The sequence below is a fragment of the Myxococcales bacterium genome (assembly GCA_016720545.1).
In the GTDB taxonomy this organism is placed as follows: domain Bacteria; phylum Myxococcota_A; class Polyangia; order Polyangiales; family Polyangiaceae; genus JAAFHV01.
On record JADKKK010000007.1, the window covers coordinates 198,698 to 219,438 of the forward strand.

17 protein-coding genes are annotated in these 20,741 nt (G+C 72.3%); 2 read left to right on the forward strand and 15 right to left on the reverse strand.

Annotated elements, in window-relative coordinates; all coding sequences use genetic code 11:
• Positions 1-923 precede the first annotated feature (923 nt).
• The 9 genes from IPQ09_16615 to IPQ09_16655 all read right to left on the reverse strand — a co-directional run bounded on the left by IPQ09_16615 (position 924) and on the right by IPQ09_16655 (position 12,232).
• Positions 924-2,243: a hypothetical protein gene (locus IPQ09_16615; protein ID MBL0195815.1), complete on the reverse strand. Its 1,320-nt coding sequence runs from the start codon at positions 2,241-2,243 to the stop codon at positions 924-926.
• 1,363 nt (positions 2,244-3,606) lie between these two features.
• Positions 3,607-5,559, reverse strand: coding sequence for a hypothetical protein (locus tag IPQ09_16620; GenBank protein MBL0195816.1), 1,953 nt, complete (start codon positions 5,557-5,559; stop codon positions 3,607-3,609).
• A gap of 6 nt (positions 5,560-5,565) precedes the next feature.
• Positions 5,566-6,390, reverse strand: a complete 825-nt coding sequence (locus tag IPQ09_16625) for a hypothetical protein (GenBank protein MBL0195817.1) — start codon at positions 6,388-6,390, stop codon at positions 5,566-5,568.
• Positions 6,391-6,398: 8 nt separating this feature from the next.
• Positions 6,399-7,418, reverse strand: a complete 1,020-nt coding sequence (locus tag IPQ09_16630; GenBank protein MBL0195818.1) for a DUF2804 domain-containing protein — start codon at positions 7,416-7,418, stop codon at positions 6,399-6,401.
• 44 nt (positions 7,419-7,462) lie between these two features.
• Positions 7,463-9,394, reverse strand: a complete 1,932-nt coding sequence (locus IPQ09_16635; GenBank protein ID MBL0195819.1) for a serine/threonine protein kinase — start codon at positions 9,392-9,394, stop codon at positions 7,463-7,465.
• A 57-nt stretch (positions 9,395-9,451) separates the two neighbouring features.
• Positions 9,452-10,117, reverse strand: coding sequence for a hypothetical protein (locus tag IPQ09_16640; GenBank protein MBL0195820.1), 666 nt, complete (start codon positions 10,115-10,117; stop codon positions 9,452-9,454).
• Between the two features lie 17 nt (positions 10,118-10,134).
• A complete protein-coding gene (locus tag IPQ09_16645) occupies positions 10,135-11,031 on the reverse strand; it encodes a hypothetical protein (protein ID MBL0195821.1) in 897 nt (298 codons plus the stop codon).
• Between the two features lie 12 nt (positions 11,032-11,043).
• On the reverse strand, positions 11,044-11,652 hold the full coding sequence (locus IPQ09_16650) for a hypothetical protein (GenBank protein ID MBL0195822.1): 609 nt from the start codon (positions 11,650-11,652) through the stop codon (positions 11,044-11,046).
• Between the two features lie 13 nt (positions 11,653-11,665).
• The gene (locus IPQ09_16655) at positions 11,666-12,232 is read right to left on the reverse strand and encodes a cytochrome c maturation protein CcmE (protein ID MBL0195823.1); all 567 of its coding nucleotides are present in this window, start codon (positions 12,230-12,232) and stop codon (positions 11,666-11,668) included.
• 260 nt (positions 12,233-12,492) lie between these two features.
• Here IPQ09_16655 and IPQ09_16660 point away from each other — a divergent pair, with 260 nt between their 5' ends.
• Complete coding sequence (locus IPQ09_16660) at positions 12,493-12,987, forward strand: HNH endonuclease (GenBank protein MBL0195824.1); 495 nt, start codon at positions 12,493-12,495, stop codon at positions 12,985-12,987.
• Between the two features lie 41 nt (positions 12,988-13,028).
• Here IPQ09_16660 and IPQ09_16665 read toward each other — a convergent pair whose 3' ends face one another.
• Positions 13,029-13,607 (reverse strand): AgmX/PglI C-terminal domain-containing protein, encoded by a 579-nt coding sequence (locus IPQ09_16665; GenBank protein ID MBL0195825.1) that lies wholly within the window; start codon positions 13,605-13,607, stop codon positions 13,029-13,031.
• On the opposite strand from IPQ09_16665, the gene IPQ09_16670 reads away from it, so the two are divergent.
• Entirely contained in the window at positions 13,606-14,196 is a 591-nt protein-coding gene (locus tag IPQ09_16670; protein MBL0195826.1) for a hypothetical protein, read from the forward strand. The two genes, IPQ09_16665 and IPQ09_16670, sit on opposite strands and share 2 nt — an antisense overlap.
• Before the next feature lie 22 nt (positions 14,197-14,218).
• On the opposite strand, the gene IPQ09_16675 is transcribed toward IPQ09_16670, so the two are convergent.
• The 5 genes from IPQ09_16675 to IPQ09_16695 form a co-directional block, all read right to left on the reverse strand.
• A complete protein-coding gene (locus IPQ09_16675) occupies positions 14,219-14,530 on the reverse strand; it encodes a tetratricopeptide repeat protein (protein MBL0195827.1) in 312 nt (103 codons plus the stop codon).
• Positions 14,531-14,604: 74 nt separating this feature from the next.
• Entirely contained in the window at positions 14,605-16,824 is a 2,220-nt protein-coding gene (locus IPQ09_16680) for a hypothetical protein (GenBank protein MBL0195828.1), read from the reverse strand.
• Between the two features lie 260 nt (positions 16,825-17,084).
• Positions 17,085-19,331 carry a hypothetical protein gene (locus tag IPQ09_16685; GenBank protein MBL0195829.1) on the reverse strand — a complete coding sequence of 749 codons (2,247 nt, stop codon included), beginning with the start codon at positions 19,329-19,331 and terminating at the stop codon, positions 17,085-17,087.
• A gap of 59 nt (positions 19,332-19,390) precedes the next feature.
• Positions 19,391-20,206, reverse strand: coding sequence for a hypothetical protein (locus IPQ09_16690; protein MBL0195830.1), 816 nt, complete (start codon positions 20,204-20,206; stop codon positions 19,391-19,393).
• Complete coding sequence (locus IPQ09_16695; protein MBL0195831.1) at positions 20,206-20,712, reverse strand: sigma-70 family RNA polymerase sigma factor; 507 nt, start codon at positions 20,710-20,712, stop codon at positions 20,206-20,208. Before IPQ09_16695 ends, IPQ09_16690 begins: the two co-directional genes overlap by 1 nt.
• Between the last annotated feature and the right edge of the window lie 29 nt (positions 20,713-20,741).

Genomic DNA, 20,741 nt, shown 5'->3' on the forward strand with positions numbered 1-20,741 from the left:
GCAGCTTCATCCTTCGAGCGCCTCGTGGACACGACCCCGAACAGCTAAGGCAGTGCTCACTGTGATCGAGCCCGAAATCCCACGGCTCGCGCCTTCGGCTTCTCACGAGAGCCGGGACCGGGGCCTTCGACCGTGGCGTGCCGGCCTGGGACGATTCGGTCGGTCCGCGCGGCATCGGGCAAGGGCGATCCGAGGAGCCCGCGGAGCCTGCTTTGAGGGAGCAGGCACCGGAGGATCGCAACGCAGCCCGTGCCGATGCGGCGGCGCGGGGGCGACGGGAGTTTATCAACGGGCTGCTAACGTACAGCGTGCGTCGCGGGCGCGGCCGCGGTCTGCCGCTCGGCGAGCGCAATCCGCGCGAGGTCGGCGTCCGAGGCGCCCCCGTGCGGATCGTCTGCGGCCTCTCCGGCCTCGTGTCCGCCCCCGCGAGCACACGAGGTCGACCTCCGAGGACGCCTGATCGCGAGCGCATCGCGACGCCATCACGATTCGGCAGGCCGCGGAGCCCGAGGCGAGGCACCGCCGCATCCCGAAATCACCGCGGCGCGCCCACACGCGCACCTCGTGACCGCCCACCACGACCACCCACAATCCCCGTCAAGCGCGCGCTGAAGGTCCACGGGGAGGCGCGAGTACGCGACCACGGCGGGGATCCCTCGAACCGCCGGGTGTGTCTTCGGCGATCGCCGCGCCGCGGTCGCGAGACGCCCGCCGCCAGCCGCGAGGAACGCCGGAGGGCGTTCGGCGTGGACCTCCCACGCGCGTGCGGAGCGCGGCACTCCGCCAGCGGTCGGGAGGTCGCGCGATTGGGCGGTCGTGCCCCGAGCCAGCTCGACCTCCCCTGAGGTGCAGGCGCGAGGCGGCCTGCGCGGAGGCCGTAGCGGAGCACGCGTCCCCAGGGAGCAGAGCAGCGCGCAGAGCCTTCAGAGGCCCGTCGGGCGGCGGGCGGGGGGGGGGAAAATAGCCGGCCTTCGCCGCGAGGTAGCGCTCCACCGTCCCGTGGGAGTGAAGGTGATCCCGCGACAGGCCGGGGGGGGGGGCGCGCCGGCGGCCCCGGGGGGGGCGGCCAGCGCCCCGCTTGCCCAGGGCCGCCGCCCCACCGCGGGCGCCCGGCGCCGGTCGCCCGGGCGCCGGGCGGCGGCGGGGGGGGCCGGCCCCCGAAGCTGCCCACCGTGGTCACCGCGAGGGTCGACCGACCGAGCGTGCGCAGCGCCGCCGCCAGGAGGGTGGTGGTCGTCGTCTTGCCGTTGGTGCCCGTCACGCCGATCGTGAGGGGGGCCGCGGGAGCTCGGCCGCCGTTGCCCAGGTCGACGAAGGTGGGCGGGGCGAACCAAAGTCGCGGTGGCAGGTGGCGATCGACGTCGAGGTGGACGTGCTCCGGCCCGAGCTCGACACGCACGGGCACGAGGGCCGCGTCCGGGCGCCGGTTGTGCGCGGCGAGCAGCTCGATCCACGACGTCACGATGCGCTGGCGCAGGCGGTCGTCGCGGCACGCGGTCCGCCGCCAACCCGCGCGTGTGTGGGCTCGCGTCGTCGCCGCCCACCGCCTCGTTGTGGCGCGCGCAGCGGCAGACCGAGGTCAGCGGGAGCGGGGCGCCGAGCCGCTCCTCGAGCTGCTCGAGGAGATCCGCGAGGCCGCCGTCGACCTCGTCGAAGCCGCAGCCGCAGACGCACGCGGCGCGCACGCGGAGCCGCTCGCGCCAGCCGAGCCCGCGCGCCCACTCGGCGCGTAGGGAAATCGCGACGCGCTCCATCTCGGCGACCCGTGAGCCCTTCACCAGGCACATCCCTCCGTCCGGCGTGGCCTCTCGCGCGCGCTCGACCAGCGCGAGCGGATCGGGGAGGTGCTCGGCGGTGGGCAACCCTTCGCTGCGCGCGGCGTCGACCAGCGCCCGCGTTCGTTCGCCCGTCGCCAGGACGCGGTGGACGCCCTGCTGGGCGAGCCAACGACCGAGCTCCGCGTGGTGAGCGCCCGCGTCCGGACCAAGCTCGGCGAGATCACCGAGGCAGACCACGAGCGGGCGCAACTGGGAGAGCTCGAGCGCCGACGCGACGCTGGCACGCACCGACGCCGGGTTGGCGTTGTAGCTGTCGTCGATCAGCGTTCGGCCACCGACTCGGTGGACCTCGAAGCGCATCGAGGTCGGGCGCGCGCGGCGCAGGCGATCGAGCGCGCGTTCGACCTCGACGCCGGCAGCGATCGCGGCGCCGATCGCCGCGAGGGCGTTGCCGAGGTTGTGCACCCCGGCAACCCGAGCTCGAGCTCGTGCTCGCGGTCGAAGACGCGTACGCGCGCGGCGAGCGATCTCGCGTCGCTGTGAAGGACGCGGGTCACGGCGAGATCCGCGTGCGCGAGCCCCGAGGCCGACGTCCAGAGCACCCGGCTCCCTCTGAAGCGCCGCCGCAGCGCCACGACGCGCGGCTCGTCGGCGTTGAGCACGGCGGCGCCGCTCGGGTCGGTCGCGTCGAGGAGGGCGCCTTTCTCTGCGGCCACGCCATCGAGCGAGCCGAACGCTTCAAGGTGGGCGGGCGCGATGGTCGTGAGCACCGCGATGGTCGGCGCGACGATCGCTGCCAGACGCGCGATCTCCCCGCGCGCGTTCGTCCCGAGCTCGAGCACCGCGCAGGGTGCGCTGGGCGGAATGCCGAGCAGCGTGAACGGGACGCTCTCGAGGTTGTTCTGATTGCCGAGCGTCCCGGCGCCCGCGGTCGCGGCCAGGCAGAGCTCCTTGACCGTCGTCTTGCCCATCGAGCCCGTGATGGCGACGACGGGCATCGACAGGGCGATCGCCCGGTACGCCGCGGCCAGTCGACCCCAGAGCGCGAGGGGGTCGTCGCACAAGAAGGTGGTGATGGGCAAACCCGCGGTGAGGTGGCGATCCTCAGGGCGCAGCGCCACGGCCGCACAACCACGCGATGCCGCGCCTTCGAGCTCGGGGCGCGAGGGCTGCCGTGCCGGGAGCACCACGAGGAGATCGCCCGCGGCGACGTGCTCGTGGTGGATGCGTGGGCGACCGCCGAGCCCAGGCGAAGGGCCGAGCCGCTCCAGTGAGGCGAGCTGGGCCTCGAAGGCGGCGGCGAGGGAGGTCTGGGGCGTGGGCATGTCGACCAACCTCGGAGCGGATGCGCGCGTGCCCAGCCGTAGGGTCTGCGCCGGCAGGCGTCGGCTGCCGCTACTTCAGCCGGATGCCGCCCGCGCTCTCTTGGGCGGCGCCGGAGGTGAGAATCCGCCCGGCGCGCAGATGACTCCGCACGCGCACCGCGGAGAGGAAGCTCTCCCGGGGGGGGGGGGCGGGGGGGGGGGGGGGGAGTTGGGGCCGGCCGCCGGGGGGGGGGGGGGGGGGGGGGGGGGGGGGGGGGGGTGGGGGGGCCCCGGTGGTGGCGGAGGGGCCCACGCTCAGGCGGGGCTCGGCGGGACGGATGGAAGACGCGAGACTCTACCATGAAATTCGAGGCGTGCCACTCGGGTTGGAGCAGGTGCGGGAACGTCCGCGCGAGGGCATAGGGCGGCTCACCGAGGTCCTTCGGCGCATCAGCCGCCCTGCGAGATCCGGCGGATCAAGCGTGCCATCCAAACCGCGACGTCCGGTGCGTCGAGCCGGCGCCTCAAGGCGGCGAATCGACGCGCACCTCGACCCGCCCCGGCGCGCCGTTCGCGCCGTTCGCGCCGCGCGCGCCGTTCGCGCCGTTGCTGCCCGCCGAGCCGGTCATGCCGCCGCTCACCGAGGTGAAGCGCCCGTTCACCGTGCACGAAGCGCCCGAGCCGCCCGAGCCGCCCGAGCCGCCCTGGCCCCCGCGCCCGCCCTCGCCGCCGGGGCCGCCCGCGCCGCCCTCGCTGCGCACGAAGCTCCGCGCGGCCTTCGCGAGCGCGGCGCAGTCGCCGGTGACGCACGAGCCTCGGACCACGACGTCGCCGCCGCGTCCGCCCGGGCCGCCCGGCCCGCCCGCGGTGCCGCTGCCGCCCGCGCCGCCCGAGCCGCCGCTGGTCCCCGGGCTGCCAGGGCAGGAGCCCGGTGAGCCGCTCGAGCCGTTCGAGCCCCGCGCCCCGTCGGTGCCGCGCGCGCCGGCGGGTCCGGCGCCGCCGCGCGTCGCGATGACGAAGGCGTCGAGGTCTTCCGCCTCCACCACGCCGACGAGCGGGCCCTCGGGGCCGTTCACCTCGAAGAGCACGCGGGGCGCGTAGCGCCGCTGGAGCGCCACCCGGAGGTCGGGCCCGCGCCCGCTGGTCGGACCGGTGAAGACGATCGGGCTTGGGCGCTCGAACCGGATGGGCCACTCGAGGGTGAACAGCTCCTTCTCGTGCACCAGAATGGGGAGCGGGAGGTTTGGTGTATTGTACACAAGCTTCAGCGCGTCCTTCGTGGCGATGCGCTCGACGAAGTGCAGCAGGCCCTGCCCGTCGACCTGCACGATGGGGATCGCCGGGCGCACCTCGCTCGGCAGCACGCAGGGGGTGACGTCGAGCGCGTCGGGCGGGGCGCACACGGTGAGGGGCTCCTCGAAGCCCGTGGCGCGCACGAAGAGGGCGCCGCGCAGCTCGATCGACGGGAGCACCTGGGGCCCGCCGGGCGCGCGCCCCGCGCCCCCCACCGCGAGGAGCGTGGAGGTCTGCTTCCACACGTTCTGCCGCACGAGCAGGCCACGAACGCGCAGCCGCTCCTCGTCGACCCAGCCGGCGGTCGGCGGGTGCTGGCCGAGGTCGACGGCGTTGCGGCCCTCGGCCATGACGCGCGCTTGCGCCTCGTCCCGGTGGGCGCGAACGTACGGAGACTCGCTCGCCGCCACATGCAGCCGCACGACCCGACGGCGCGCCTCGTCCCGGAGGGTCGCGTCGGGGACGCGCTGCGCGACGCGGCGGAGGAGCAGCTCGTCCTTCCGCGCGGCCAGCGCGTCGAGCGTGGCCACCGTGACCGGCGCGCCCGACAGCACGCCGCGGTCGAGGTCGATGTCGAGGAGCAGATCGCGCCCATACCGGGCGGCAATGGGGCCGAGGCGACCCTTGTCGAGCGCCGCGGTGAGTTTGGCGACGTCGTCGGCGACGGCCTCGGGGTGAGGCGCCGTGCCCCGCGGTCGAAAGAGCAGCGTCTTGTGCAGCGCCTCGAGGCGCGCGCGCTCGGCCGGATCGGTCTCGACCGCGCTCCGCGACACGAGCGTGCGGTAGGCGTGGGCGAGCTCGTCCAGGAGCGACGCGGCGCCTCCCGCCGGGAGGCTCTCGAGCATGAGCATCGCGCAGCGCTGCCACAGCGCGGGCGCGATCGTGCCGGAGAGCAAGCCGCCCGCGAGCGCCTCGAAGTCTTCGCGCGACTCGCCGCGGAAGCCTTCGCCTTGCGCGCGCCGATCGCACACGGTCGCGGTCGCCCCGGGCTGGTGGAGGTAGTGGGTCAGCGCCGCGCCCGAGCCCTCGCGCGCCAGATCCGAGGTCGTGAACGGCGTGGGGAACGAGCGCCCGCACGCCGACGCACCGAGCGCGGCGAGCGCGGCGAGCGCGGTGCCCGCCGAGAGGGCGGCGCGGCCACGTCGGCGGGCGCGGGAGACGCGCAAATTGGCGCGCATATGCATGAAATGTCAGCCTTTTTCGTCGGGCAACGGCGACAGCTTGTTGAGCGGCACCGATCGGCGGATGGGCGTGAGGAAGATCTGGATGGGGGACCGGCAGTCGGCGTTGGGCTCCGACTGCGTGGCGCGCGTGCAGCCCTCGGGATCGCCGGCGGAGCGCAGCACCGACTTGGTCTGTGAGCCCGTACCGTGCACCCCGACAGCGCCGCTCTCCGCGCCGACGGTGGCCGACGCCGCGCCGCCGGCGACGAGCTTGAACGCGCCGATGCTGAGCGCCGTCACGAGGTGCGTGGCCTTCTGGCACTCCGCCCCGCGGGTCGCGTCGTCGCCGGGGCGGCTCACGAGCTGCATCTGCCCGGACACCGAGGTCTGCACGTGCAGCGAGCCGGAGGTCTTGAGCTGGCCCGAGAGGGCGAGCGCGCCGAGCGGCAGCTTCGCGTAGAGGTCGTCTTCGTCGTGGATGTCGGTGGTGTCGGTCGAGAACGTGGTCTTCTTCCACGTGTACGCGCCGGGGATGCGGCAGGTGTCCACGATGCGAAGCTCGCACCCCGAGTACTCCACCGCCACGGCGCCCTCGTGGATCACCGCCTCGAGGCGCGCCTTGTACGAGGCGGGCCACTCGGTCACGAGCGGCTGATCGTGGCTCGCCGCGACGGTGCAGCGCGCGAGCGGCGCCGTGTCGTGGCCGGCGTTGGGCGTCACGGCCTGCGCGACGGCCCCCGGGCCGCAGGCCGGCAGAGCGAGGAGCGCCGCGGTCAGCGCGGTCAGCGCGGCCGCGCGTGGAGCGCGTGGAGCGCGTGGAGCGCGTGGAGCGCGTGGAGGCAGCAGCGGCACGAGGTCTCCTACCACAAGGTGTCTTGGTCTTCGGCGACGCCGAGCACGCCCTCGAGCCGGAGGGGCGGGCGTCCCGGCAGGGTGACGGTGCCGCTGTAGTGGCCCGTCGCCTGGGTGAAGCTCGCCGCGACGAGCTTGAAATTCGTGGTCTCTTGGTGGAGATCGCCGACGTCGAGCGTGAGGTCGACGGCGCCGCAGCGGGTCTTGATCGACCAGCTCGAGCGAGGGTTCTTACGGTCGTACGAGACGATGCCTTCCCCGAGCGGCACGAGCTCGTCGCCGATCCACGCGGCGCACTCGGGCTCGCCGTTGAAGCCCTCGACGAGGTTCAGGCCGAGCGGGGTCCCACAGGCCGCGCGTCCGGCGAACGACACCCAGCGCCACTGCGTGCGCCGCGGCAGGACGCCGTGCGTGTAGTCGTACGCGCCGAACCCGCCGTCGAGCGAGATCTCGCGCCCGTTCACCGTGGCGACGCCCCGCGTGGGGAGCAGCAGGCGCTTCTCGTTGGCGTTCAAGAGCGACCGATCGCCGTTGGGGTGCACGACCACCGCGAGGGTGGCCGGCGCTCCCGCGAGATCGACCGCCGCCGCGACCTCGAGCCCGGCGGCCGAGACCGAGGCGCGCAGCTCGTCCGTCGCGCTCTCGGATCGGGCGAGGCGCGTCTGGAGGCCGCCGAACCGGTAGCTGGCGACCGCGCCCGGCCCCCACGTCTCTCCCACGCGGCACGCCGCGGTGGGGCCGAGCGAGGACTTCGTGGCGACGATGCGGCGGCGCGTCCCGTCGAACGCGTAGGCGAAGCTCTTCGCGATGTAGCCGAGGTGCACGACGGCCATGCCGAAGAGCCACGTGTCGGTCTGCACCGACAAGAAGAGCCAGCGCTTGCGGCGGAAGGTGCGCGCGCGGAGCCCGTCGTGTCTCGCGCCGAGGCGCACCGGCGGCAGCGGCCCCGTGAACGCCCCCAGCACGGGGCGCCCTTCGGGATCGAGCATCGACGGAGGCGCGGGCGGGAGCGGCGACGGGCGTGGCACGCCCCAAATCTAGCGACTCGACCGGGCTGGCACCCGGAAATCGGTCAACCCTCGGGGCGGCTCGGCGGAGGCGGCACGAGGACCTTGTCGAGCGTGCTCTCCTCTTCGCGGGCCGCCGGCACCGGAGTCGGGCGCGAGCTCTTCTTGCGCGCCACGCCCGCCGGGTACTTCAGCGGCAGCCCCTCGAGAGGCACCGCGGCCAGCAACCGCTCGAGCTCGGCGGCGTCCTTCGGGCGATCGGCGACCTTCTTCTTCAGGCACTTGAGCACGAGGTCGTCGAGCGCCTGCGGCAGGTCGAGATCGGGCCGGCGCACGCGCATGGGGGTGGGGTGCGTGCGCTGGTGCATGTCGAGCAGATCGCGGCGGTTGGGCGCTTGGATGGGCAGCTCCCCCACGAGCGCCTCGTACATGAGCACGCCGAGGGCGTAGAGATCGGTGCGTGGCTCGACGGCGGCGCCGATGCACTGCTCGGGCGCCATGTACTCGGGCGTGCCGAGCGTGTACCCGGCTTGCGTGAGCGACTCGGCCGAGGTGAGCTTTCCCATGCCGAAGTCGAGGACCTTCGCCGTGCCGTCGTCGCAGAGAAACACGTTCCCGGGCTTCAGATCGCGGTGCACGACGTCCTTCGCGTGCGCGGCCGCGAGCGCCTTGCAGACGTCGATGAACACCGGGACGCCGAACGCGGGCGTGACCACGTACTCGCGGCCGAGCTTGTCGGCGAGCGACTTGCCGTGCAGGCGCTCCATGACCACGTACATGGAGCCGTCGGGCATCTGGTCGAGGTCGAGCACCCGCGCCACGTTCGGGTGGTCGACGTGCACCTGGATGTGCGCCTCGCGGCGCAGGCGGGCTATCTCGCTGCCGTCGCGGGCCGCGGCGCCGCGCAGCACCTTGACGGCCACCTCGTGGCCGAGCGACGTGTGCTCGGCCGCGTACACGGCGCCGATCCCTCCCGATCCGATCTTGCGGCCGATCTTGTACTTCGCGCCGAGGATGGTGCCGGTGAGCTCGCCCTGCATCGCAGGGGTCGTCTCGCCGCGCAGGTCGAGGCCTCGCTCGAGCGCCTTGATGCGGTTCTTCTCGAAGACGCGCAGCGCCTCCTCTCCGCGGGTGCGGTCCCAGAAGAAGCCGACCCCGGCGCCAAGGCCGCCGCCAAGGAGGGCGCCGAGGATCGCCGCCGCGAGGCCGCCCGCCACGGCCATCAACGTGCCGCAGAGCAGCGCGGCCGCGATGCCCATCGCGATCGCGCCACGCGCGGGGCGCGAGGCCTGCCACGACACGCGGTAGAGGCACTCGTCGCCGCCCTTGGCGAGGCACGCCTCGTGGGTGACAGTGGCCTCGGGCAGCCCCCACATGCACGGGAAGGAGGCGAGCTGGCCCTCGCGCGCGGCGCACAGCACGTCCTCGTCGGCGGCCTCCGCGTCGACGCCGTCTTCGTACGCGTCGGGGCGCAGCCGGTAGCTGACGCGCACCTCGGAGATGCTGGCCTTCGACGCCTTCGCAGGGTTGCCAGGGTTGCCAGGGTTGCCAGGGTTGCCAGGGTTGCCAGGGTCGGCGGGCGCGTTCTTGCCGTCGAGGCGCTCGTCGAGCTCGTACACGGCGATGCGCGTGAGCTCCTTGTAGTTCTGCGCGAGGAAGCGGTAGGCGTCGATGGGGTGCTCGGCCGAGCGCAGCATGCGCACCATCGTGCCGAGCGCCTCGGGGCTCGTGGCCCACTCGCCGGGCTTACGCAGCGCGTCCTCACCGAAGAGCGCGACCACGCCGCGGAGCGCCCGGCGCACGGCCGTGACGCTGAGCCACGAGGTCTCGTTCTCCGCGGTCGCCGGATCGATCCCCGCGCCCGCGAGCAGCTTGCGGACGCCCTTCTCGCCTTGCTCGGCGCGCAGGCGGAGCAGGTACGGCTTCAGCACGGAGGCCCGGAGCTCCTCCTTCCCCCCTTTGACGGTGCTGGCCTGCGCGCTGGCGGACTTGCTCACGATGTCGCGAGCGTACAGGAGGTGCCGCCGACTTCAACCCGCGGTCGCGCGGGGGGCTCAGGCGTTCGCGTGCACCACGAAGCCGCGCGAGCGTCCCAAGTCTCTAAATTCGTTCATCATTTCAGGTGGGCCGGCCACGAACACGGCGCCGATCGCGTCGCGGTCCTCGCGCGCGTGCGCGAGCGCGCTCTGCACGAGGCCCGCGTGTTGCTCGAACGAGGGGTGCGCTCCGGGCGTGGGCGGCGCGTCGGACAGGCAGAGCGTGACGCGCAGACCCGCCCCCGCGAGCCGCGTGAGCTCACCCACGAGCGGGACCCGGGAAGCGCTGTGGACACCCAAGAGCAGGCGCGCCTCGCCGCACCGGCCCTCGGCTTCGAGCGAGAGCAGCAGCCCGCGCACCGCGCCGAGCGCGCTGCCCACCGCGACGAGCGTGAACGGGCCGGGCTCGCCCTGCGTGCGGGGGAAGCCCGCGAGTGAGGTCATCTCCGCGTCGAAGTCGGCCCCGAGGGGCGCGGAGAGCAGGGCCCGCGCGACGACGCCCGCGTCGCGCACGAGCAGCTCCCACGTGTCGGCCCCCACGAGCGACGCCAGCGCGAAGTAGCCCGTCTCACCGCCTGCGCTGACCTGCACGACCTGGCCCGGCCGCGTGTACGTCTCACGCACGCCGGGCACCGCCGCGAGCGAGACCCGCGTGAGCCCCGCGCCGACGTCCTCCAGGGCCACGAGCCGGGCCGCTCCCTTCAAAACGTGCCGCTCGCGGCCAGGCCGGCGTAGCCCGGGCCAAACGCGGGGACCAGCGTGCGAGGCGAACCGGTGGTCACGGGGCCGGTGGGCTCGAGGAAGTGCCACAAGAGACCCCCGGCCACGAGCGCGCCGCCACCGATCACCGTGATGGTGCCGGCGAGCGGGAGGTTCTGGGAGAGCCCCGCCTGATCGCGGTCGGCCTGGCTCGCCGTGATGAGGCACTGGCGCGTCTTCTCGTCGCACGTCTTGGGCAGGTCGGGCGCCACCGCGATGAGGACGATGCCCGTCGCGACCGCCGCGCCGCCGACACCGACGACGAGCCACGGCGGGACGGTGTGCTCGCGGATCTCGGCGGGGCGCGCGTTCTTGGCGGCTTCGGCCGCCGCGGCGGCGAACGCGGCTGCCTTGGCGGCTTCGTCGGCTTTCTTCTTGCGCGCCTGCTCGCGCAGATTCTTCACCTTGGCCTCGATCGTCGCGCGCTCGCTCGCGGGGACATCCGGGGCGCGCTGGAGGTAGACCTCGAGCGCGCCGACGGCCTCTTCGAAGCGGGTCTGGCGCTCCAGCACCTGCGCGAGGAACGAGAGGAACGTGTGGCGCGTGCAGTCGAGGCGGTAGGCGAGCGCGAACTGAGTCACGGCCTCGTCGTTGCTCGACTGATCGTAGGCCGCCGTTGCCCGCACGAACGCGGCGCGCGAGGCGTCCGGTGACTCTGCGCGGGTGCAAGTGGCGGGCGGATACTCCAGCGGCTGCGCGGCGCGCGCGGAGCCGCCGAGAGCGAGACCGAGCGCGACCGCGCCGACGCCGATGGCGCGGGGGAGGAGCGCGCGGACGCGGGGGCGAAGGTGGCGGGGCTCGCGGGAGGGGTGCGTGGCTGAGGGGAGAGCGTGGGGCATGGAAAAGACCGTTCAGAGAGGGCGGAGCGCCCGGGACTTGGTCGCCTTCTCGCCGAAGAGCGTGGTGGCCTCGGCGAGCCACGCCAGGCCGGCGTAGTCGGGCGGCAGCGCCGTCGCCGAGAGGATGAAGCCGCCCGGGCGCACCTCCGCGTGGAGCGGCGTCTGCCAGCCGAGCAGGAGCTTCTTCAGGCTGGGCGTCAGCCCGTCGTTCACGGCCTCTTGGGTGGCCGCGAACGTGGCGAAGACGCCGTCGAACCACGCGTCGCCGCCGCTCTGGCGCGGCATCGACACGAGGTCGAGCGACTCGCCGAAGACGAGCTGACGGTCGCTCGTCACCGCGAACCGCGCGCTGATACGTGTGTCTTGCACGATCGCGATCCACGTGGCGATCTCGCGGGTCCCCGCGACCATGTGTGGCGCGGGCACGTCGAGCACCATCATGGCGAGCGAGATCGAGCCGATGCCGCCGGTCGCGCTCAGCGCGTGGGCGTAGCGGTGCGGCACCCGCAAGGTCGCGAACGGCTCCCACACGCGCAGCCAGCGCTCGTCGGCGTCGGGCTCGTAGCGGAAGCCTCGGGTCGCGGCGAACTCGGCGATCCAAGGGACGGAGGTGACGTTCACTCGGCCCCCCGCCTCACATCGAAGGTGGGGGCGTGGCCGAGTGGGGCATGCGCTCGCCCTTCTGCGCGCGATCCTTCATCTCGTATTTGCTGGGGCACTTCGCGAGCACGCTGGTCGCCTCGAACGAATTGTCGGCCAGGAGCTCGCCCTCCACGGTCACGGCCACGTCCATGTCGGGCACGTCGCGGAAGGTGTCGGGCACCACGCACTGCGCGAAGCGCACGGGCACCTGGACGCCGTTCTTTTCGATGGTGAAGCGGTACTCGCAAGGCTGCTCGCGCTTCTGGAGCGTGCCGTGCACGAGGTTGCCCTCGGCGCGGACCGCGCGCCCCTTGAAGGCGCCCTTGGCCTTCACGAGCTCGTCCACCGGCTTCGAGTAGATGCCCTTGCCCTCCATGCCCGTGAACACCAGGCCCACCACCGCGGCGGCCGCCATGACGAGGGGGATCACGATGAGCAGCCCCGTGCGCGTGGTCGTGTCCAGGGCCTCGCGCTCACGGCGGCGGAGCGGCACCTCGTACGTAGGGCTCGCGAGCTCGTCGCGGGGCGGCTCGGGCGGGTCTTGGGTGGGCTCCGTCATGCACGGCGAAGTGTAGGGCGGACGGCGACCCGCGTCCACTCGGACCCTGGCGGCGGTCGGAGGGTCGCACCGCGTGCCTTCTCGCGGCGCGTTGCTACGTTCAAGAGAGTCGGGTCGCGTCTCTGCGTTTTCGCGTTTTCGCGTTTTCGCGCCGCGCCCTGACCGCTTCGAGGTGTGCCTTGCCCGATGTCCTCGCCCAGCCCGTGCTCGTCCTGAATCGAAACTACGCCCCCGTGCAGCTCACCACGGCGAAGCGGGGCATGGTGCTGCTCTACGGCGGCGCGGCCCACGCGCTCGACGAGTCGGGAGCCCCATGCGACTTCGACTCCTGGCGTCGGCTGCCGGTGCGCCAGGACGACGACGCCATCCCGATCGTCGGCGGCGCCCTGCGCGTGCCGCGCGTGCTGCACCTCGTGGAGTACGATCGCGCGCCACGGCTCCGGCTCCGGCTCACGCGGAAGAACCTCATGCTCCGCGACGAGCAGCAGTGCCAATACTGCCTGAAGCGCCCGCCGCTCCGCGATCTCAACATCGACCACGTGCAGGCCCGCTCGCGCGGCGGCCAGGACACCTGGGAGAACCTCGTGATCGCCTGCCGCCCATGCAACCTGAAGAAGGGCTGGCGGACCCCGGAGGAGGCCGGCATGAAGCTCGCGCGCCGCCCCGCGCGCCCGCGCTGGGCCCTCGCCGCGCACCTCGCCATGTCCACGGCGGCGCACTTCCCCGAGTGGGAGCCCTACCTCGCGACCGGCTGACCGCTCGCCACGACCCGCAAACGAGAGCGCGGGACGGGCTTCTACGGGACGAGCCCGGCGTCGCGGGCTGCGCGGAACTGCTCCATGTTTCGGCGGAAATTCCACTTGTAGCCGCTCGGCGTCTCGAAGCCTTTGGTGCTCGCGGGAAAGTGAAGGGACTTGACCACTTCGACCAGGCACTTGCCGACCGCGTCGTCGCCGACGTTGGTCTGCGCCGGGTCGACCGCCACGTTGGTGACCGCGCCCTTCGTGTCGATCGTCCACGAGACGCGGACGTCGCCCTCGATCTTCGGGTCCTTCGACGCGACCTTGTCGTAGCAGGCGCGGGTGTCGGCCTTGCGGGCCTTCACGGCCGCGTCGATGTCGGCGGCGCCCCGGCCGTCGGTGGAGCGCTTGGGCTCGAGCTTCGTCCCGAGCCCCGCGTCGGCCTCGAGCTGGGTCGTGGTGGTGGGCGGGCTCGTGGGCTCGGCGGCAGGCGCGGACGCAGACCCCGAAGCGGCGGCAGAGGTCGCGGCGGCCGGGCCGTCGGGTGCCTTGGGCGGCGCCCCGCAGGCGGCAGCCGCGAGCACGACCCCCGAGGGCAACAGAAGGGACGCGAGGGCGAGGCGCACGGTCGACATGCCCCCAAAGCTACCCGAGTTTCAGGGCGCGCGCGCGGGCCTCGACGCCCCCCTGCGGCCGTGCCACCCTCCGCGCGTGCCGCTCCTGTCACGCACGCGCTCGCCTCGCTCGCCACGCCTGGCCGTCGAGCTCGCATTTGGCCTGCTGATCGCCGCGGCGCTCGGCGCGACCACGGTCGCGTGCCGCGAAGACGTTCCGCCGGCACAGCCCTGCCGCAACGTGCCCGACGGCGGCTGCCCGCGCTCGCGCGGGGTCGCGTGCGAAGACCCCACGTGCAAGGCCGTGTATCTCTGCCGCGAGGACAACACCTGGGAGCTCGAGAAGCTCTGCCCCGAGCGCGAGGCCTCCGCAGGCCCCGTAGCGCCACCGCCGGACGCCGCGATCTCGCCTCGCGACGCCGGGTTCGTGCTGCCGCCGGGCGCCTCGGGCGGGCCAGGGTGCCGCACGCTCCAGCCCCCCGATTGCCCGCTCGCGACCGGCTTCGCGTGCTCGACAGGCTGCTGCGGGTGCGAGGATCTGTTCGTGTGCGAGAGCGGCGGCTGGACTCCCTGGGGCTCCTGCGGCGACGCTGGACCCGAGCCGCGCTGAGCCCCGCGCGCCCGAGCTGTCGCTACAGCGCCCCGAGCGCGGACTCGAGCTCGCCCTGGGCGTGGCTATTGCCAGTCTTGCGAGCCCAGCCGATGCCCTCCTCGAGCCACGCGCGGGCCTCGTCTTTGCGGTTGGCCTCCTGAAGGAGCTGACCGCACATGAGGTACATGGCCACGTAGTCGGGCTTCTTCGCTTTGAGCTCGCCGAACACCCGCAGCGAGTCGTCGACCCGGCCCGCGCTCCGGTACTCCATCGCGAGGCCGTAGTACGCCATCGGGTCGTCGGTGCCCTTCTGGAGGAGACCCTCGAGGAAGAGGAGGCGCTTCGTGCTCATGGGCGCTCCTCTAGCACGAACGCGAGGCGCCGATCGCGAGGGCCCTCGTCGCCCGCGCGGTCGATGAGCGGAACCTATTCGGTGCTCTGATTCGGCTTCGGCACCGCCGACCGCAGGATGGCCCCGTGGGTGCCGCCGACCCAGAGGTTGCCGAGCGGTGACACGGACGCCGAGAGGAAGACGGGGTCGAACGCGAGCTTCGCCGGCTCGAGGGTCCGCCCGTTCCAATGAACGAGGCGAGGCCCGCCCGCGTCGACTACCGAAAAGCCCACTATCCACACGTCCGAGGCGTTCACGCCGACGATGTTCCGAATCGACAGCTTCGCTCCCACGGGGCCCACCTGCGTGCACGTCGTGCCCGAAATGTGGAACAGCGTCGACTCGGCGTCCACGGTCCACGCCTCGTCCCGCGCCTTGTCCCCGAGAGCGAGGACAGGGCCGTACCACGTCCGATCGTGCGTCGTGGGTGGGCGACCTGGGCACACGATCGTGTCGGTGCGTGCCCCCTCACGTCGATAGATGTCGAACCCGGTGGCCCACACGACGCCGCCCGCCGCCGAGAGACCGCCGAACTGCTCGTTCAAAGAGAACGGGGCACCGACGCTCGCCCAAGCCGTCCCGTCCCATCGATAGAGTCGCGGGGTGAGCGCGCCGCTCGTCGTGGTCTCGTGGCCAATGGCCCAGAGGGCATCAGGGCCGTCTTTCGCCAGCAGCGACACACGCGCGCCCGCGCCAACGGAGAAGGTCGTCCACTGGCCGGCCTTCCAGCGCGACACCCGCCCGGTTTCGTTTGTCGCCGAGTCCAGAGTACCCGTGAACCACAGGCTGTCCTTCAAGGCGACCATCACGCTGCCGGCTGGCGCGCGGAACCCTTCGGCCCACGCGCGTCCGTCGTAGTGTCGTGCTTGGTAGGTCCCCTCGGTGTGCTCCACCGCCCACACGTCGTCGTCCGAGAGCGCGTCCATCGCCAGGACCTGCTCTCCGCTGCCCCGCCCCTCTCTGCGCACCCACATGGCGTCGAGCGCGCGCGCTGGAGGGGTCGAACGGCCCCGCGTGTACACTTGGCCACCCGTCCCCACCGCGTACCGTGTGCTGCGCGTGGAGCCTAGGATGAGAGGGGCCCCGTCTACCGGCAAGGCCGTGTTGGTCCACACTCCATCTTGTTGCCAGTCGACGGTCCCCCACGAGCGACACCCCATCGACCAACACCACGGGCCGGAGTCGACGAGGGGCGGGTCCCAGCCATAGATGCCCGGGGACGGGTCGTAAGTGACCGAGCGGCCGTGCGGGAGAATATCGCCCGCGGCGTAGATCGGCCGCGGGGGGACGCTCGTGACGATGGAGCCGCTCCCCTCCAAGGTGGCGATCTCCCGGCGGAGATGCCCCCCCTCCGCACGGAATACGTCTCGAATCACCTGAACGCCGTTCACGTTCTGGATTCGTGTCGGCGCCATCCCGGTCCCTCGCGAGACCTCGGCGAGACCTCCGCTCTTCGGAAATGGCCGAATTTCGGCCCACGCCGCGCCTCCCTCGGTCCACCGGAAGACGCGGCCGGCGCGGGTCAAGACCCAGACCGACAGCACGTCCTCGGCGCTCAAAGAAGCGCTGGCGTCGAGCGTCTCGTCGACCGTCGCGCCGCTGCCGCTCGCGAGCGGGAGCGCGGGGAGCACGAGGCGCGGCTCGAGGTCGGCGTCGACGAGGACGACGCTCGCCGGATCGTGCGCCTTCGAGAGGACCCCAACGACGCCCAGCCTCGGCACGTCCGCGGAGCGGAGCGCGCCTATCGCGTAGGCGCCGCTGCTCGGATGCACCTGGAAGGCCCCGTCGCGGAGGCGCAGCACGGTCGTCGCGCCGAAGGGTTCGGCCGGCGTCTTCGGGCGATGGAAGAACGCGTACACGTTGTCCGCTCCGGTGCCCCACACGAGCGCGTCGTCGAAGTCCCCGTCGAGCCGAAACTGCGCCTTCTGGCTCACGCCGTCCCAGCGCACGATCTCTCCGCGGCGCGAGACGGACCATATGCCGTTATCGGTGTTGCTGGCCCAAGCGGAGACCAGCGTGTTGCGCGTGGACTCCGTATTGGCCCAGCAGAGCGTGCCCGTGGGACAAGGCATGAGCGACGCCGAGGGGGGAGGCGCGGGCGAGGAGCTCGTCGTCTCGGGCTCCGCGCTCGTGGCCGTCGGGGGCAATCGAACGTCCGTCGTGGGAGGTGCGTCCCCGATGTTGAGAGTCGACCCACATCCGACGACGAGCCACGCGGCGAACGCGAAGAGTGAAGTGTGAGAGTGCGTCTTCATATTCCCTTGTTCGCGGCTCCGGTCCGTTTCCGTCACGCCAGGAGAACGATTTTGTACGACCGCGAGGCGCCCATCTCGCACCCCGCGGTCGATGAGCGGAGCCGTAGAGCACCGATCAGGTTGAAGGACCGAGGATTTCGCTGGGTTAGCAAGCATCGCTAGGAGCGACGACGACGGATACTATCGTATCCGAGGAGGAGCGACAACGCGAGGCGCCGCTAAACCTGCGAAAGCCGACGGGATTCAACCTGTTCGGTGCTCTAGTTCGGTTTCGGCACCGCCGACCGCAGGATGGCCCCGTGAGTGCCGCCGACCCAGAGGGTGCCGAGCGGTGACACCGACGCCGAGACGAACCTGGGGTCGACCGCGAGCTTCGCGGGCTCGAGGGTCCGACCGTTCCAACGGAAGAGGCGAGGTTCGGTCCGGTCTCGAGTCGGGTTGCCGTTCGAGGGAACCGTCGTCGTGGCCACTACCCAGGCGTCCGAGGCGCGGACACCGACGACGTTTCGAATACTCAGCTGTTCCCCGGGAGGGGTCCCCACCACCATGCACCTCGTGCCCGCAATGTGGAGCAGGGCGGTCTCCCGCGCCCCCGGCGTCGGCAGGGACGCCACGACCCACGCCTCGTCCCCGACAGCGAAGACCGCGGAATACGCGGTGCCCGTTGGCAGGCTAGAGCACACGATCGTGTCGGTGCGAGCTCCCTCACGTCGATAGATGGCGTCCCCCGTTGCCCACACCACACCGCCCGCCGCCGCGAGGCCGCGGATGTCCTCGTTCGGAGCAAACGGGCTGCCCAAGTCAGACCAAGCTGTCCCGTCCCATCGATGGAGCCGCGCGACCCGAACGCCGCCCCCCGCCGGCGACGATTGGCTCACGGCCCACAGCGAGTCCGGGCCGTCTTTCGCCAGTCGCGACACCGGCGCGCCAAGGGAGAAGGTGGTCCAGCCTCCCCCCTTCCAGCGGGACAAGACCTCGGAATTCTTGAACCACACGCTGTCCTTCAAGGCGACCATCGTGTCGCCGGGCGGCGCCTCATCAACCCCTTCCACAAAGCGGCTGGGTGCCCCGCTGCGACCTGGCGCAACAACCCCTTCGGACCAGGTGCGCCCGTCGTAGTGCCGTGCTCGGTGGGTCCCCTCGCGGGACTCCAACGCCCACACGTCGTCATCCGCGAGCGCGTCGATCGCAAAGACTCGGTCCGAGGGGCTCCGCCCCTCTCTGCGCACCCAATTGGCATCGATCGAGCCATTCGGCGTAGAAAGCCGAGTGTACAACTGGCCCCCCGTACCTACCGTGTGAAGCCCGCCGGATTCGTCGCCCAGGACAAACCCTGCGTCAATCGGAAGTTCGAACCTGGTCCAAACATTGTCCCATTGCGAGAGGATGGTTCCCCACCAGCCGCACCCCAAACCACCACAACTCCCGCCCGCGCCCACGAATCGAGCGCCTCCGTATCCGGGTGTTACCGACCGGCCGTGCGGAAGGATTTCTTCTGGTTGGACCCCTCGTGGAATGCTCGTGACGACGGAGCCGCTCCCCTCCAACGTGGCGACCGCTCGATGACCATAGCCGAGGTCGATGTTCCCGGTCCTCGTGAGCCATGTGTCTCGAATCACCTGGACTCCTTCCCCTCGGGTCGCGATCCCGGTCCCGCGCGAGAGTTCGGAATACTCGCCGGGACCGACGCTCGTCGGAGGAAAGGGCCTGATCTCGTCCCACGCCGCGCCTCCCTCGGTCCATCGAAAGACCCGCCCGGTCTTCGTCAAGACCCACACGGACAGCACGTTGACGGCGTTCACCGAAGCGGTGGCGTCGAAGGTCTCGTCGACCCTCGCGGCGAGCTCGCTCGCGATCGGGAGCGCGGGGAGCACGAGCTGCGGCTTGAGGTCGGCGTCGACGAGGGCGACGCTCGCCGGATCGTTGGCCTTCGAGAGGACGGCGACGATGCCGAGCTTCGGCACCTGGACGGGGCGAAGCGCGCCGATCGCGTAAGCGCCGCTGCTCGCGTGCACTTGAAAGGCCCCGTCGTGGAAGCGCACGACGGTCGTCGCGCCGAAGGGTTCGGCGGGCGTCTTCGCGCGGTGAAAGAACGCGTAGACGTTGTCCGCCGCGGTGCCCAACACGAGCGCGTCGTCGAACGTCCCGTCGATCCGAAACCGCAGCGTCTGGTAGACGCCGTCCCAGTGAAGAATCTCCCCGTGGCGCGTGACGGACCACACGCTGCGCGCCGCGTCGGAGGCCCAGGTGGAGACCAGGTCGTTTCGCGTGGACTCGGTGTTGGCCCAACAGAGCGTGCCCGTGGCACAAGGCACGAGTGACGATGAAGAGGGAGGCGCGGGCGAGGAGCTCGTCGGTGCCGGCGTCGGCTCGGGTGAAGCGGTCGTGCCCGTGGGCGCCGTGGGCGCCGGCGTAGGCTCGGGGTCTCCGATGTTGAGGTTCGACCCACATCCGACGACGAGCCAAGCGGCGAGCGCGAAGAGTGACGTGTGAGAGTGCTTCTTCATATTCCCTTGTTCGCGGCACCGGTCCGTTTCCGTCACGACACGAGAACGATTTTGCGTGGTCACCGGGGAAGCTCTCGGAGCAGGGCGTCGATGCGGCCGCGCAGGATGCTCTGGGGATAGGCCGCGAGGAACGCCTCGCCCCGTCGGCGAGCGTCGGCGGTGTGGCCGCCTGCCGCGAGACCTTGAACCTCGAGCGCGTCACGCTCCTCGGCGAGCTGCCCCTTCGGGAATCGCTGTCGGTGCGCGCGCACGGCCTCGAGCGACGACACCCAGTCCCGCCGGCCCAAGGCCACGCGGCCTCGCTCGAGGAGACCGCGCTCCTCGTCGAGGAGGGTCTGCGGCCGCGCGCTCGGCTCGGGCGCGGGTCGTGCGAGCGGAGGTGCGGGCGGCGCTGCCGTCAGTGCCGTCGGTGCGAGCGCGACGCCACTCGAGCTCGCGGCAGGCGGGGCGTGGGCGGACACGACCGCCCGCGCGGGGGCGCTCGAGGGCGCGGGGCTCGCGGTGCCCGGTGGCGCCAGCTGCACGACGGGCGGCGCCGGTTCCGGCGACCGCACCGAGAGCACGACGGGCGTGGGCTCGAGGGGAGGCGCGAGCGGCATGGGCTTGGGTCCAAGTGTAGCGTAGCCGGCGGCGCCCACCACCAGGCCCAAGGCGAACATGCCGCCCAGGCGAACGAGCCCGCTCGGCGCGGCGGACGCGCCGGACGCCGGGAGCGGCGGAGCGGGCGCTCGAGGCGACGGGTCCGCCCCCGCCGTCGGCGCGATCGCGGCCTCGAGGTTCTTGCGGACGGCCTCGAGGCGCGCGGCGTCCACGGCGGGGGCGTCCCGCTCCGGAGCGAGCAGCGCCGCGAGCGCGGGGTCGAGCTCGTCGTCCATCACGCCGCACCTCCCGTCGTGACGTCCTTCGCGGTGAGCGCGGCCGCCAGATCCGCGCGAGCGAGCCTGAGGCGAGAATAGGCGGTGTTCAGGGGAATGCCGAGCGCGTGGGCGATCTCGGGGATCGACTGTCCGTCGATGTCCTTGAGGATGAGCACCGCGCGGCGGTGGACCTCCACGTTCGCGAGGGCCTCGCGGACGCGCGCGCGCGCCTCCGCCCCCTCGAGCGCCTCGTGCGGTCCCGCCTCGGTCGAAGGCGCGTCGCTCTCGACGAGCAGCTCGCGGTTTCTCCCGCTCTTCCGGCGGTGCCGAAGGCAGACCCGGTACGCGATGGCGAACACCCAGGGGCGAAAAGGTCTGCTCTGATCGTAGTCCTCGAAGAGCGCATGGACCGTCATGAACACCTCCTGGACGAGGTCGTCGCGGTGGTGGTTGGGCACGCCGAGCCGGGCAAGTGAATGAAAGACATAGGAGGCGTGCTCGTCGAAGATCCGGCGGAAATCCATGCTTCCCGAGCGACATTCGCCCTCTAGGG